The organism is Pantoea rwandensis, from assembly GCF_002095475.1.
Taxonomy (GTDB): domain Bacteria; phylum Pseudomonadota; class Gammaproteobacteria; order Enterobacterales; family Enterobacteriaceae; genus Pantoea; species Pantoea rwandensis.
The window spans coordinates 52,127-65,536 of sequence record NZ_MLFR01000024.1 but is presented as its reverse complement, the minus strand read 5'-3'; the positions used below and the strand labels follow the sequence as shown (position 1 = coordinate 65,536).

The following is a 13,410-nucleotide window of genomic DNA, read 5'->3' as shown; positions in this document are numbered from 1 at the left end:
TATTAAAGGCGGAAAACGAGTACAACCGACGCGTCCGAACCGTATCAACGGCGAAATCCGTGCTACCGAAGTGCGCTTAACTGGCGTAGACGGCGAGCAACTTGGCATCGTTACATTGCGCGAAGCAATTGAGAAAGCCGAAGAAGCTGGCGTAGATTTAGTTGAAATCAGCCCGAACGCCGAACCGCCGGTTTGCCGTATTATGGATTACGGCAAGTTCCTTTATGAAAAGAGTAAGTCTTCTAAGGAACAGAAGAAGAAGCAGAAAGTTATCCAGGTCAAGGAAATCAAATTCCGTCCTGGTACCGATGATGGCGACTATCAGGTCAAACTACGCAACCTGATTCGCTTTCTGGAAGAGGGCGATAAAGCCAAAATCACGCTGCGTTTCCGCGGTCGTGAGATGGCGCACCAGCAGATCGGTATGGAAGTGCTTAACCGCGTCCGTAAAGATCTGTGTGAAGACATGGATCTGGCGATTGTCGAGTCCTTCCCTTCGAAGATCGAAGGTCGTCAGATGATCATGGTGCTCGCACCGAAGAAGAAGCAGTAGGCCTTCAAGTAATAAAACGTCGTGCAGCGCTTGCGCTGTGCGGCACTTTATTCGCCTGTCTGATTCATTTTATTAACAATGCGAAGTGGATATTTGTAAAAATGCCAAAGATTAAAACTGTACGTGGTGCAGCTAAACGCTTCAAGAAAACCGCTTCTGGCGGCTTCAAGCGTAAGCGCGCGGGTCTCCGTCACATTCTGACTAAGAAGTCTACTAAGCGTAAACGTCACCTGCGTCCGAAAGGCATGGTGTCTAAAGGCGATCTGGGTCTGGTTATTGCCTGCCTGCCATACGCATAAGTTAACTTTTTATAAATCTGCCTGAACACTTTGCGTATTGCAGGGAATAGGGCATCACAGAATATGATACAGGAGAGCTAATATGGCTCGCGTTAAACGTGGTGTAGTTGCTCGCGCACGTCACAAGAAAATCTTAAAACAAGCTAAAGGCTATTACGGTGCACGTTCACGTGTCTACCGCGTTGCCTTCCAGGCTGTTATCAAAGCTGGTCAGTATGCTTACCGTGACCGTCGTCAACGTAAGCGTCAGTTCCGTCAACTGTGGATCGCGCGTATCAACGCTGCGGCTCGTCAGAACGGTATCTCTTACAGCCGTTTCATCAATGGCCTGAAAAAAGCCTCTATTGAAATCGACCGTAAGATTCTGGCTGACATCGCTGTATTCGACAAAGTGACCTTCACGGCACTGGTCGAAAAAGCAAAATCAGCTCTGGCGTAAGTCAGATGAAAAAGGGAGCTTGCTCCCTTTTTTATTGCCTGCAACTCACGCAAAAGATTGACATTTTAACCGCTGGGCTTTTCAATAGTGCGGTTTCTATCAATACAAGGTAACGCAAGCATGCACGCTGCTATTTTCCGTTTCTTTTTTTACTTTAGCGCCTGAAAATCGGGGGCTTTTGCGCATAAGAAAAGAAACGAAAAATCGCGCTGAAAGCCTCCCTCGTGGAGGCTTTTTTGTTTCTGGCGACACTTAATCGGATCTCACGGTCCTTACAAGAACTGACCAGCCCGGCTGGAAGAAGAGGAAATCATGTCCCAACTCGCAGACCTGGTGGCCCGTGCCACGGCCGCTATCGACGAGGCGTCGGATATCGCCGCCCTGGACGCCGTGCGCGTCGAATTCCTGGGTAAGAAAGGGCATCTGACACTGCAAATGACCACCCTGCGTGAGCTGCCAGCAGAAGAACGCCCTGCAGCAGGTGCAGTGATCAATGAAGCAAAACAGCAAGTTCAGGATCGTCTTACCGAGCGTAAAAACACCCTGGAAAGCGCTGAACTGAATGCGCGCCTCGCCGCTGAGACCATCGACGTCTCGCTGCCTGGCCGTCGTGTTGAGAACGGTGGTTTGCATCCGGTTACCCGCACCATCGACCGTATTGAAAACTTCTTTGGCGAGTTGGGCTTTGCGGTGGTCACGGGGCCGGAAATTGAAGATGACTATCATAACTTCGACGCACTGAACATTCCGGGCCACCATCCGGCACGTGCTGACCATGACACTTTCTGGTTCGATGCCACTCGTCTGCTGCGCACACAGACTTCTGGCGTGCAGATCCGCACCATGAAAAACCAGCAGCCGCCGATCCGTATTATCGCGCCTGGTCGCGTTTATCGTAACGACTACGATCAAACCCACACCCCAATGTTCCACCAGATGGAAGGCCTGATCGTTGATAAAGACATCAGCTTCACCAATCTGAAAGGCACGCTGCATGATTTCCTGAACAACTTCTTTGAAGAAGACCTGCAGATTCGCTTCCGTCCTTCTTACTTCCCGTTCACCGAACCCTCCGCGGAAGTGGATGTGATGGGTAAAAACGGCAAGTGGCTGGAAGTGCTGGGCTGCGGCATGGTGCATCCAAATGTCCTGCGCAATGTGGGTATCGATCCGGAAGTCTACTCTGGCTTCGCCTTCGGTATGGGTATGGAGCGTCTCACCATGCTGCGTTACGGCGTCAACGATCTGCGCGCCTTCTTCGAAAATGATTTACGTTTCCTCAAACAATTTAAATAAGGGCAGGTTATCCAATGAAATTCAGTGAACTCTGGTTACGCGAATGGGTAAATCCAGCCCTGGACAGCGCTGCGCTGTCTGAGCAAATCACCATGGCCGGCCTCGAAGTGGATGGTGTTGATCCGGTCGCCGGTGCGTTCCATGGTGTAGTGGTGGGTGAAGTGGTGGAGTGCGGCCAGCACCCGAACGCCGATAAACTGCGCGTGACCAAAATCAATGTTGGCGGCGAGCGCCTGCTGGATATCGTTTGTGGCGCGCCAAACTGCCGCCAAGGCCTGAAAGTCGCCGTGGCGACCGTAGGCGCTGTGCTGCCGGGTGATTTCAAAATCAAAGCAGCGAAACTGCGCGGTGAGCCTTCAGAAGGCATGCTGTGCTCGTTCTCTGAGTTGGGTATTTCCGACGATCACAGCGGCATCATTGAATTGCCTGCTGATGCGCCGGTCGGCACTGACATCCGTAGCTACCTGCAGCTGGATGACAACACCATCGAAATCAGCGTGACGCCAAACCGCGCAGATTGCCTCGGTATTATCGGTATCGCGCGCGATGTGGCAGTGGTTAACGGTTTGCCGCTGACTGAGCCGACGATTGAGCCTGTCAAAGCAACCATTACCGATACTTTCTCTATTCGCGTCGATGCCACTGATGCCTGCCCACGTTATCTGGGCCGCGTAGTGAAAGGGATTAACGTGAAAGCGGCAACGCCATTGTGGATGCGTGAAAAACTGCGCCGCTGCGGCATCCGTTCTATCGATCCGGTAGTAGACATCACCAACTACGTTCTGCTGGAACTCGGTCAGCCAATGCACGCTTTTGACCTTGACCGCATTGATGGCGGCATCGTAGTGCGCATGGCGGAAGAGGGCGAAGTACTGACCCTGCTGGATGGCACCGAAGCCAAACTCAGCAGCGACACGCTGGTCATCGCCGATCACCAGAAAGCGCTGGCGATGGGCGGCATTTTTGGCGGTGAGCACTCTGGTGTGAACGAAGAGACCAAAAATGTGCTGTTCGAGTGTGCCTTCTTTGAACCGCTGGCGATCACCGGCCGTGCGCGTCGTCAGGGCCTGCATACTGATGCGTCACATCGTTATGAGCGTGGTGTTGATCCCGCTCTGCAATTCAAAGCCATTGAGCGCGCTACCCAGCTGCTGCTCGACATCTGCGGCGGTGAAGCGGGTCCGGTTATCGATCAAACCGATGCCAGCAAACTGCCTGAGCGCGCGACCATCACACTGCGTCGCGAAAAACTCGACCGCCTAATTGGTCATGTGATTGCCGATGCGCAGGTCACGGACATTCTGACTCGCCTCGGTTGTGAAGTGACTGTAGGAAATGGCCAGTGGACAGCTGTTGCGCCGAGCTGGCGTTTCGATATGGCGATTGAGGAAGATCTGGTCGAAGAAGTGGCCCGCGTATACGGTTACAACAACATTCCAGATGTGCCGGTGAAAGCCAGTCTGATCATGACTCAGCATCGTGAAGCCGATTTGTCGCTGAAGCGTGCACGTAATTTGCTGGTCGATAAAGGTTATCAGGAAGCCATTACCTATAGCTTCGTTGATCCGAAAGTGCAGCAACTGCTGCATCCGGGCGAAGAAGCGCTGATTCTGCCTAGCCCGATTTCCAGCGATATGTCGGCGATGCGCCTGTCGCTGTGGACCGGTCTGCTCGGTGCAGTGGTATACAACCAGAATCGTCAGCAAAGCCGTGTACGCCTGTTTGAGAGCGGTTTGCGCTTTGTTCCTGATACGCAGGCCGATCTCGGTATCCGCCAGGATCTTATGCTGGCGGGCGTTCTGAGCGGTAATCGCTATGAAGAGCATTGGGATCTGGCGCGCCAGACAGTTGACTTCTATGATTTAAAAGGCGATTTAGAATCGCTGCTGGATTTGACCGGTAAACTTGATGAGATTTCTTTCCGTGCAGAAGCCAATCCGGCGCTGCACCCAGGTCAGAGCGCTGCAATTTATTTACGTGGCGAACGAATCGGATTTATCGGAGTGGTTCATCCGGAGCTGGAACGTAAGCTGGATCTCAACGGCCGCACCTTAGTGTTTGAACTGCTTTGGAATAAGGTCGCAGACCGCGTCCTGCCTGACGCGCGCGAGATTTCACGCTTCCCGGCAAACCGCCGTGATATCGCTGTTGTAGTGGCCGAAAACGTGCCTGCAGCAGATATCATCGCGGAGTGTAAGAAAGTTGGCGTAAATCAGGTAGTTGGCGTAAACTTGTTTGACGTGTACCGTGGTAAGGGCGTGAACGAGGGCGAAAAGAGCCTCGCGATTAGCCTAATTTTGCAGGATACCAGCCGGACACTCGAAGAAGAGGAGATTGCCGCGACCGTTGCCAAATGCGTTGCGGCATTAAAAGAGCGATTCCAGGCAACCTTGAGGGATTGAACCTATGGCGCTTACAAAAGCTGAAATGTCAGAGTACCTGTTTGAAAAACTCGGGTTGAGCAAACGCGATGCCAAAGAGTTGGTTGAGCTCTTCTTTGAAGAAGTTCGCCGCGCGTTAGAAAACGGTGAACAGGTTAAACTGTCCGGATTTGGTAATTTTGATCTGCGTGACAAAAACCAGCGTCCGGGCCGTAACCCGAAGACGGGGGAAGATATTCCAATCACTGCCCGCCGAGTAGTGACGTTCCGTCCGGGGCAGAAGTTGAAAAGTCGCGTCGAGAACGCGACACCGAAGGACGCTGACTAATTTCAGTATGACTAAAAGGCCGCTTAGCGGCCTTTTTTATTGGCTGTAAAACAGGCGTTCTGCGCAATGTTTCCATAATGTCAGGATTTCGTAAGTATCCGGAAAATAGCATGAAAATCGGCCCCGGCTGATAGTGACTGTAGCAAACCATTTGTTATAACAGCGCCATCACATAACAAGGGGTATTGCTGATGAAAAAGACAGCACTTTTACTGGGCATCCTGTTAGGCATGCCGCTGCTGGCTAGCGCCAATGTTTCCATTAACATCAACACGCCAGGCGCATCGATTCATATTGGTGACCAAGATAAACGGGGTTACTACTGGGACGGTTACGACTGGCGTCAGCCTGCGTGGTGGAAACAGCACCATAATCAACGTGTCGGCACGAAAGGCCCACACGGCTACTGGAACGGCAACGGCTGGCAGGCACAGCAACCGGGCAAAGCACCGCATCATGAAAATAAGCCACAGCCACGTGAGCAGCATCATGACCAGCGCGATCAGCACGATGACCACGGTCAACCCATACCTCCGCGTCACTAAGTCACCATCAGCGGCACTGCAAGGTGCCGCTTTCTTTTTGCTACAATCCCACTACAATCAAATCTCTGTTTTCTCAGCCAATCTTATCTATGACTCTGCTGGACCAGCTTGCCCGCCAGGCCGATCGCCGTAGCAGCGCTGGCTCATACTGTTAAGCGCCGCCGTACTGCTGCTGTTCATCTTAAGCTTATGTGCCGGGGACAGTTGGATATCCCCAACCCAATGGTTTAGCGCGAACGATCAGCTTTTCGTCTGGCAATTGCGGCTGCCACGCACACTGGCGGTGCTGCTGGTCGGTGGGGCGCTCGCGGTGTGTGGCGTTGTCATGCAGGCACTGTTTAATAATCCCCTTGCAGAACCCGGCTTACTGGGCGTTTCCAACGGGGCTGGGATTGGTTTAGTGCTGGGGGTGATGCTCGGGAATGGCTCGCTGTGGAGTCTGGCCTTGGCGGCAATGGCTGGCGCGCTGCTGATTACCCTTATCCTGCTTCATTTTGCTCATCGTCAGTTATCTGTTAGTCGCCTACTTCTGACCGGAGTCGCACTCGGCATCATCTGTAGCGCCATCATGACGTGGGCCGTGTACTTTAGTACCAGCCTTGATCTACGCCAGTTGATGTACTGGATGATGGGCGGTTTCAGCGGTATTGACTGGCGTTATGGCTGGATGATGCTGGCGTTGTTACCCGTGACGCTGCTACTGACGGCAACGGCGCGCATTTTAAATCTGCTGGCGCTAGGAGAAACCTCGGCGCGGCAACTGGGTTTACCTTTGCTTCTGTGGCGCAATGTGCTGGTACTGGCGATGGGTTGGTTAGTTGGCTCCAGTGTAGCAATGGCGGGAGCAATAGGTTTTGTCGGGCTAGTGATACCGCATTTATTACGGCTGAGTGGTTTTAGCGACCATCGCTATCTACTGCCGGCTTCCGCGCTAGCGGGGGCGGCTGTTCTGCTCGGTGCGGACATTATCGCTCGTCTGGTGCTGGTTTCTGCAGAATTACCCATCGGAGTGGTGACGGCCACGCTGGGAGCACCCCTGTTTATTGTGTTATTAGTGAAGTCTTCGCGCTAGCTACGGCTGGCATCTTGGTATTAACAACAGGAATCGACAATGAGTATTTATCAGACAGATCTGGTTACCCTGGATGGCGAAAAAACCTCCCTGGCGCAGTATCAGGATAAAGTCCTGCTGGTGGTGAACGTCGCGTCAAAATGTGGTCTGACGGCGCAATACGAACAGTTAGAGTCATTACAGAAAGCCTGGCAGGACAAAGATTTCAGCGTGTTGGGTTTTCCTTGCAATCAGTTCCTCGAGCAGGAACCAGGCAGTAATGAAGACATTAAAACGTTCTGCAGCACCACTTATGGTGTGACCTTCCCGATGTTCGATAAAACCGATGTTAACGGTGCGCATCGCCACCCGTTGTACGCGCAATTGACCGCGGCACAGCCAGAAGCAGAGCGTCCTGAAGGCAGCGGTTTCCTGGAACGTATGGTTAGCAAAGGTCGAGCACCAAAAGCTGAGGGCGATATTCTGTGGAACTTTGAAAAATTCCTGATCAACAAACAGGGCAAAGTCATTGCACGCTTCTCTCCCGATATGACGCCAGACGACCCGATCATTCTGAAACGCGTTGAGCAAGCGTTGGCAGACTAAATGTTGCTGCAGTGCAAGGGGGCCAGCGTCGCAGGACGATTGGCTCCGGTTAATCTCAATGTGAACCAAGGCCAACTTGTCCATCTGGTGGGGCCGAATGGCGCGGGTAAAAGCACGCTGTTAAATGTGCTTTCTGGTTTATTGCCTGCTCAGGGAATGATTAAACTTGCAGGAAGACCGCTGAGTGAAATAAGAGGGGCTGAACTGGCGCAATGGCGTGCCTGGTTACCCCAACAGCAATTGCCGCCAGCTTCCATGCCCGTATGGCACTATTTACGCCTGCATCTCTCATCTATCGCGACGCAAGCCGATGCAGTCCTCAAGGATGTACTCGCTCAGCTTAGTTTGCAGGAGAAGCTGACCTGCATGTTGACGCAACTTTCTGGTGGCGAATGGCAGCGCGTTAGGCTGGCTGCTGTGGTATTGCAGATGCATCCGGCGATCAACCCTCGTGCAAAGTTGCTGATACTGGATGAGCCGATGACAGCGTTGGATGTCGCGCAGCAACGTGCGGTGGATAAACTACTCGTCGACCTGTGCTCTGCGGGTCTTACCGTGATTGCCAGCAGCCACGACCTTAATCACAGTCTGCGTCACGCGAATGCTGTATGGCTAATGCACGAGGGCAGGGTTGTACGTCAAGGAGAGGCTAGCAGCGTGCTCACTGCAGCACATCTGGCGCCGATCTACCTGACTGTCTTTGAACAGATAGAGACAGCACAAGGCCCGCTGCTGTTTATCCCTTGAATATCGTTGCCTGAAAGGCAGATTTGCCGCTAAAGTGTCTGCCGGGCGACGGATTTAAGGACTATTCTGATGCGACTGGCGATTTTTATTCTGATTATGCTGTTGGCTGGCTGTAGTAGCCATCGTGCGCCCCCTCCAAATGGACGCTTGTCTGATTCCATCACCGTGATCGCTCAACTTAATGAGCAGTTGAATCACTGGCGCGGAACACCCTACCGTTACGGTGGTTTAAGCCGTGGCGGTATTGATTGTTCAGGTTTTGTTTATCTGACTTTCCGTGATCAGTTCGCCATGCAGCTGCCACGATCAACCCTCGATCAGACCGATATTGGTACGCGTATTGATAAAAGCGATTTGCTGCCTGGCGATTTGGTGTTCTTCAAAACCGGAAGCGGGGAAAATGGCCTGCACGTGGGTATTTACGATACGGACAACACTTTTATTCACGCGTCGACCAGTCAGGGCGTCATCCGCTCCTCACTGGATAATGTTTATTGGCGCAAAGTATTTTGGCAGGCTCGGCGCATCTGATTGGTTATCCTGTCAGCCTCGACCTCAGATTATGTCTGATGGAGTGCGGGGGAGGACTTATTGAAAGATGAGTCCCCGATTTACCTCTCATTTAAAATGGCACTTTACCTATAGTGGCTTTAATACTAAAAATAGCGCTTAATATATTTAATCATTGCGGATATTAACCTTGGCTATTTGGCTTAAGTATTATTAAAGGCTTAATCAGGCATAAATCATCCTCTCTTCCAACGTTTGGTACTATTGCCTGGTTGTTTTCATTGATATACGATGCGCCAATTGCCACTTCATCTGGCTGTAGAAATGAAAGTCCATTTATCTGCCGACTATCAGTCGGAAACCTGGTTTTATCCAGCATACACTTTGGCGGGTCAGCTGACTTCGGTCGAGCTGGTCACGCAATTCGTTCACGACAGCGCTCCAATTACGCTGCCGCAGGATCTGCTGTTGCCGCAGCTGGATGACGCCCAGCAATTACGCTTACTACAGAGCCAGCTTTCATTGCTGGAAAAGTACCGTGACTTTTTTGAGCTGCATCAAATTACCGCATTGGTTCGTATTGATGATTCCATGGCTATGACGCTGCTGGAAAGCGAATTTCTGTTAAGGAAATTTAAACAACTTCCTTTTATTATTCTGGATATAAACGAAACCTTTCCTCAATTAGCCAAAGGGAAAGATCAGCCCCTGCTCGCTGCGCTTCAGCGTGAATTTCGTTTATCGCTTTCACAGTTTGGAGCAGGTAAAGCACCGGCGACAGCGGTGTATGATAATCTTTTTAGTGTGTTAAAACTGGATAAAGCCTTTATTCAGGGGCTTGCAAAACGTACATCCTTTACGCCATTCATTCAAACGGTGATAGATAACTTCTCTGACTATGCTGACCAAATGATTATATGTGGTGTAGACAATAGTCTGATGCTAGAGAAAGTGAGTGAAATCCATGGCGCACATTTGCAGGGCAGTTTGTTCCCGGTGGTTAAAGCGGAACGGTTAAGCGATCTTATTTATCCCGATGTGACTCTGCACAACCCCTCTCAGCAGTAAACCTTCATCTGTTATCCGTGCCGCGTCGGCGTTACACTCATCACTACTTTTAAAACTCAATGCAGGTGCGTGATGTTTGTGCGCCCTCGGGAGTATTAATGCAATTTATTAATCGTTGGCAGCAAGAATTGCCCGGATTCTACACCGCGCTGGCCCCAACACCGTTGGCTGGCGGGCGTCTGTTTTACTACAATGCGCCACTGGCGAACGACATGGCGCTAGACGAGTCTCTCTTTCAGGGGGAAGGCCACGGTGTCTGGAGTGGTAGGGCATTATTGCCTGGGATGGCTCCGTTGGCGCAGGTCTACAGTGGACACCAGTTTGGTGTGTGGGCTGGGCAACTGGGAGATGGACGCGGAATCTTACTGGGCGAACAGCAACTGGAGAAGGGTCGTAAACTCGACTGGCACCTAAAAGGTGCGGGTCTGACGCCATACTCTCGTATGGGTGATGGTCGCGCTGTTATTCGCTCGAGCGTACGTGAATTCCTCGCTTCTGAAGCGCTACACCACCTTGGGATACCCACTACGCGCGCGCTCGCGCTCGCGATTGGTGATGAGCCGGTGTTGCGTGAAACCCAGGAACGCGGTGCGATGCTGATGCGCATTGCGGAAAGCCATCTGCGCTTTGGTCATTTTGAACACTTCTATTATGGTGGCGAACAGGACAAGGTTCGTCAATTGGCCGATTTCGCCATTCATCATCACTGGCCGCACTTAAAAGATGACGCCGACCGCTATCTGTTATGGTTTACCGATATCGTTAAACGCACCGCCAGCTTAATTGCCCAATGGCAAAGCGTTGGCTTCGCGCATGGCGTGATGAATACCGACAATATGTCGATTCTTGGATTGACACTGGACTACGGTCCCTATGGCTTCCTGGACGACTACCAACCAGGCTTCATCTGCAATCACAGCGATTATCAAGGCCGCTACGCGTTTGAAAATCAGCCAATGATTGGACTGTGGAACCTGAATCGTCTGGCACACGCGTTATCAGGGTTGATGACGACGGAACAGCTCAAGCAGGCGCTTAGCCATTACGAAACAGAGCTGATGCGAGTCTGGGGTGAGAAGATGCGCGCCAAGCTGGGGCTGTTAACAGCCGATGCCAATGACAATGCGATCCTCACTCAGCTACTCTCGTTGATGACGCAAGAACACAGTGATTACACCCTGACGTTCCGACTGCTGAGTGATACGCAGCAGCAAGAAAGCCGCTCTCCATTGCGTGATGAATTTATCGATCGTGAAGCCTTTGACCGCTGGTACGACAGCTATCGTCAACGTCTGGTGCAAGACGAGGCGACTGATGAGCAACGCCAGGCCGTGATGAAAGCCGCTAATCCAGTGCTGGTGTTGCGTAATTATTTGGCTCAGCAAGTGATTGAAGAGGTTGAGAGAGGGGAAAAAACGGCGCTGGAAACCCTTCATCTGGCCTTACAGCAACCGTTTAATGACGCTGCCGTTAGCGCTGAATTACGCCAACGGCCGCCAGAGTGGGGTAAAACGCTGGAGGTAAGCTGCTCTAGCTAAGCTAATTAGAACCGGCTGTCTACGGCGGCAGCCAGTTTCTCCAGCACTTCCGCACTGTCTTCCCAGCTCAGGCAGGGGTCGGTAATTGATTGACCATAAGTTAATGGCTCCCCGCTGACCACTTTCTGATTGCCTTCCTGCAGGAAGCTCTCAATCATCACACCCGCCACAGCACGAGAACCAGCGCGTATCTGTGCGGCAACTTCATCCGCGACGTCACGCTGCCGGCGATGCTGTTTCAGGCAATTACCGTGGCTGAAATCGATAACTAACTGCTCTGGCAAATTGAAATCACGCAGGTTGGCCGCTGCCGCATTGACGTCTTCCACATGGTAGTTTGGCTGACGGCCGCCGCGTAAGATGACATGACCATGCGGGTTTCCGCTGGTCTGATAAATGGTCATTTGGCCATGTTTATCCGGTGACAGGAACATATGGCTGACGCGAGAGGCGCGAATCGCATCGACCGCGATCTGCACATTGCCATCTGTACCGTTTTTGAAACCGACTGGGCAAGAGAGCGCAGAGGCCATTTCCCGGTGAATCTGGCTCTCGGTGGTGCGTGCGCCAATCGCCCCCCAGCTGATCAAATCGGCAATAAACTGCCCGATCACCATATCGAGGAATTCAGTGGCGGTAGGCATGCCGATGGCATTGATATCCAGCAGCAACTTACGTGCGATGGCGATGCCACGATTGACGTCGAAGCTTCCATCCAGATCCGGATCAGAGATCAGCCCCTTCCAGCCCACCACGGTACGCGGTTTCTCAAAGTAGGCGCGCATCACGATTTCCAGACGGTCTTTATAGCGCTCACGCAACACATTCAGACGTTCAGCGTACTCAATCGCCGCTTTTGGATCGTGCAGCGAGCAGGGGCCGATAATGACCAGAAGGCGTGGATCTTCACCCGTCAGAATACGGGCGATGCGTTGACGAGCGGCGGTAACATTGGTGGCAATCTCTGCTGAGATAGGGTGCTCTTGAGCAAGCGCCGCTGGCGTCAGCAGGCTGCCGATGCGCGCAGTACGCAATTCATCAGTCTTGTTCATTGGGATTCTCAAAATTCTGTTCTTCGCAACGGTGAAATACCGGGAAGTGATGGTGGTCACAATAAACCAATAGCTCGCGAATTCAACCCACTAAACAGAAAGGTGAGCAAAACATAACGGAAGCCAGGCTTTACGGCCTGGCTTACACATTAATACATACTGCGGCGCAGCCCCATAATGTCGAGGATTTTGGTGGCAATTTCCTCCACCGAATAATTGGTGCTGTTGAGATAGCGGATCTGATGCGTGCGGAACAGCGCTTCGACTTCACCGACTTCCAGGCGGCACTGACGCATTGATGCGTAACGGGTATTTTCAGCACGTTCCTGGCGGATAGCGGCGAGACGTTCGGGATCGATGGTTAACCCAAACAATTTGTGTTGATGAGCACGTAACGCCGGCGGCAACTTAAGGTTATCCATATCATCGGCGATGAAAGGATAGTTGGCCGCACGAACACCAAACTGCATCGCCAGATAGAGGCTTGTCGGCGTTTTGCCGCAACGCGAAACGCCAAGCAGAATGACTTGTGCGTCTTCTAGACCGCGCAATGAAATCCCATCATCGTGGGCCAGGGTGTAATCAATCGCGGCAATACGCGCATCATATTTACCCAAGTTGCTGGCAGTAAGGCCGTGGGTACGATGCGCCACCGGCATTGAAGGGACGCCCAACTCGCTTTGTAATGGCCCGACTAAGGCCTGCACGATATCCTGGCAAAAGCCTTCGCTTTCCAAAATGATCTCTCGGACATCTGGCGTCACAATTGAAAAGAAGACTAAGGGCCGCACACCGCTCTGCTGGTAGAGCGCGTTTATCTGCGCCTTAACCGCTTGTGCGCGCTGCACATTCTCTACAAACGGCAAGGTGACACTGGTGGTATCAACAGGAAACTGGGACAACACGGCATGACCTAAAACTTCCGCGGTGATGGCGGTGCCATCAGAGATGTAGAACACACTACGTTCAGTGCTCATAGGCGGGGAATCCTCTTGTT

Annotated in this window: 15 protein-coding genes, 1 pseudogene and 1 other annotated feature; of the genes and pseudogenes, 14 read left to right on the top strand and 2 right to left on the bottom strand. The window is 52.1% G+C overall.

From position 1 onward, the window contains the following. The first annotated feature begins 1 nt into the window (after position 1). The 14 genes and pseudogenes from infC to HA51_RS19625 all read left to right on the top strand — a co-directional run bounded on the left by infC (position 2) and on the right by HA51_RS19625 (position 11,361). Complete coding sequence (infC, locus tag HA51_RS19685) at positions 2-553, top strand: translation initiation factor IF-3 (RefSeq protein WP_036621995.1); 552 nt, start codon at positions 2-4, stop codon at positions 551-553. 101 nt (positions 554-654) lie between these two features. After that, positions 655-852 carry a 50S ribosomal protein L35 gene (gene rpmI, locus HA51_RS19680; RefSeq protein ID WP_084936270.1) on the top strand — a complete coding sequence of 66 codons (198 nt, stop codon included), beginning with the start codon at positions 655-657 and terminating at the stop codon, positions 850-852. Between the two features lie 82 nt (positions 853-934). Next, positions 935-1,291: a 50S ribosomal protein L20 gene (gene rplT, locus HA51_RS19675; RefSeq protein WP_084936269.1), complete on the top strand. Its 357-nt coding sequence runs from the start codon at positions 935-937 to the stop codon at positions 1,289-1,291. A gap of 115 nt (positions 1,292-1,406) precedes the next feature. After that, positions 1,407-1,532 (top strand) — a sequence feature (Phe leader region). Continuing rightward, a complete protein-coding gene (gene pheM / locus HA51_RS26995; RefSeq protein ID WP_121626058.1) occupies positions 1,412-1,456 on the top strand; it encodes a pheST operon leader peptide PheM in 45 nt (14 codons plus the stop codon). (Overlaps the previous feature by 45 nt.) Before the next feature lie 71 nt (positions 1,533-1,603). Then, on the top strand, positions 1,604-2,587 hold the full coding sequence (pheS, locus tag HA51_RS19670) for a phenylalanine--tRNA ligase subunit alpha (RefSeq protein WP_084936268.1): 984 nt from the start codon (positions 1,604-1,606) through the stop codon (positions 2,585-2,587). A 14-nt stretch (positions 2,588-2,601) separates the two neighbouring features. Further along, the gene (gene pheT / locus HA51_RS19665; RefSeq protein ID WP_084936267.1) at positions 2,602-4,989 is read left to right on the top strand and encodes a phenylalanine--tRNA ligase subunit beta; all 2,388 of its coding nucleotides are present in this window, start codon (positions 2,602-2,604) and stop codon (positions 4,987-4,989) included. A gap of 4 nt (positions 4,990-4,993) precedes the next feature. After that, positions 4,994-5,296, top strand: a complete 303-nt coding sequence (ihfA, locus tag HA51_RS19660; RefSeq protein WP_007892687.1) for an integration host factor subunit alpha — start codon at positions 4,994-4,996, stop codon at positions 5,294-5,296. Between the two features lie 191 nt (positions 5,297-5,487). Further along, positions 5,488-5,841 carry a DUF2502 domain-containing protein gene (locus HA51_RS19655; RefSeq protein WP_084936266.1) on the top strand — a complete coding sequence of 118 codons (354 nt, stop codon included), beginning with the start codon at positions 5,488-5,490 and terminating at the stop codon, positions 5,839-5,841. 89 nt (positions 5,842-5,930) lie between these two features. Further along, positions 5,931-6,913: pseudogene (btuC, locus tag HA51_RS19650) on the top strand (vitamin B12 ABC transporter permease BtuC). 39 nt (positions 6,914-6,952) lie between these two features. Further along, on the top strand, positions 6,953-7,498 hold the full coding sequence (locus tag HA51_RS19645; RefSeq protein WP_084936265.1) for a glutathione peroxidase: 546 nt from the start codon (positions 6,953-6,955) through the stop codon (positions 7,496-7,498). Next, positions 7,499-8,245, top strand: coding sequence for a vitamin B12 ABC transporter ATP-binding protein BtuD (gene btuD / locus HA51_RS19640; protein ID WP_084936264.1), 747 nt, complete (start codon positions 7,499-7,501; stop codon positions 8,243-8,245). Between the two features lie 69 nt (positions 8,246-8,314). Then, positions 8,315-8,776 (top strand): NlpC/P60 family protein, encoded by a 462-nt coding sequence (locus HA51_RS19635; protein ID WP_084936263.1) that lies wholly within the window; start codon positions 8,315-8,317, stop codon positions 8,774-8,776. A gap of 303 nt (positions 8,777-9,079) precedes the next feature. Further along, on the top strand, positions 9,080-9,823 hold the full coding sequence (locus HA51_RS19630) for an EAL domain-containing protein (protein ID WP_084936295.1): 744 nt from the start codon (positions 9,080-9,082) through the stop codon (positions 9,821-9,823). 98 nt (positions 9,824-9,921) lie between these two features. Continuing rightward, complete coding sequence (locus HA51_RS19625) at positions 9,922-11,361, top strand: protein adenylyltransferase SelO (RefSeq protein ID WP_084936262.1); 1,440 nt, start codon at positions 9,922-9,924, stop codon at positions 11,359-11,361. 5 nt (positions 11,362-11,366) lie between these two features. Here the strand turns inward: HA51_RS19625 and HA51_RS19620 are convergent, their stop codons facing one another. Both HA51_RS19620 and ppsR read right to left on the bottom strand, forming a co-directional pair. Continuing rightward, positions 11,367-12,413 (bottom strand): 3-deoxy-7-phosphoheptulonate synthase, encoded by a 1,047-nt coding sequence (locus HA51_RS19620; RefSeq protein WP_084936261.1) that lies wholly within the window; start codon positions 12,411-12,413, stop codon positions 11,367-11,369. A 149-nt stretch (positions 12,414-12,562) separates the two neighbouring features. Continuing rightward, positions 12,563-13,390, bottom strand: coding sequence for a posphoenolpyruvate synthetase regulatory kinase/phosphorylase PpsR (gene ppsR / locus HA51_RS19615; protein ID WP_084936260.1), 828 nt, complete (start codon positions 13,388-13,390; stop codon positions 12,563-12,565). Between the last annotated feature and the right edge of the window lie 20 nt (positions 13,391-13,410).

What these genes read in the sequence shown, in the direction of transcription:
- HA51_RS19635 (WP_084936263.1), top strand. Translation starts at nt 8,315, where the DNA reads ATGCGACTGGCGATTTTTATTCTGATTATGCTGTTGGCTGGCTGTAGT.
- rpmI (WP_084936270.1), top strand. Translation starts at nt 655, where the DNA reads ATGCCAAAGATTAAAACTGTACGTGGTGCAGCTAAACGCTTCAAGAAA.
- btuD (WP_084936264.1), top strand. Translation starts at nt 7,499, where the DNA reads ATGTTGCTGCAGTGCAAGGGGGCCAGCGTCGCAGGACGATTGGCTCCG.
- pheT (WP_084936267.1), top strand. Translation starts at nt 2,602, where the DNA reads ATGAAATTCAGTGAACTCTGGTTACGCGAATGGGTAAATCCAGCCCTG.
- HA51_RS19630 (WP_084936295.1), top strand. Translation starts at nt 9,080, where the DNA reads ATGAAAGTCCATTTATCTGCCGACTATCAGTCGGAAACCTGGTTTTAT.
- ppsR (WP_084936260.1), bottom strand. Translation starts at nt 13,390, where the DNA reads ATGAGCACTGAACGTAGTGTGTTCTACATCTCTGATGGCACCGCCATC.
- HA51_RS19620 (WP_084936261.1), bottom strand. Translation starts at nt 12,413, where the DNA reads ATGAACAAGACTGATGAATTGCGTACTGCGCGCATCGGCAGCCTGCTG.
- HA51_RS19645 (WP_084936265.1), top strand. Translation starts at nt 6,953, where the DNA reads ATGAGTATTTATCAGACAGATCTGGTTACCCTGGATGGCGAAAAAACC.
- rplT (WP_084936269.1), top strand. Translation starts at nt 935, where the DNA reads ATGGCTCGCGTTAAACGTGGTGTAGTTGCTCGCGCACGTCACAAGAAA.
- ihfA (WP_007892687.1), top strand. Translation starts at nt 4,994, where the DNA reads ATGGCGCTTACAAAAGCTGAAATGTCAGAGTACCTGTTTGAAAAACTC.
- HA51_RS19625 (WP_084936262.1), top strand. Translation starts at nt 9,922, where the DNA reads ATGCAATTTATTAATCGTTGGCAGCAAGAATTGCCCGGATTCTACACC.
- pheS (WP_084936268.1), top strand. Translation starts at nt 1,604, where the DNA reads ATGTCCCAACTCGCAGACCTGGTGGCCCGTGCCACGGCCGCTATCGAC.
- HA51_RS19655 (WP_084936266.1), top strand. Translation starts at nt 5,488, where the DNA reads ATGAAAAAGACAGCACTTTTACTGGGCATCCTGTTAGGCATGCCGCTG.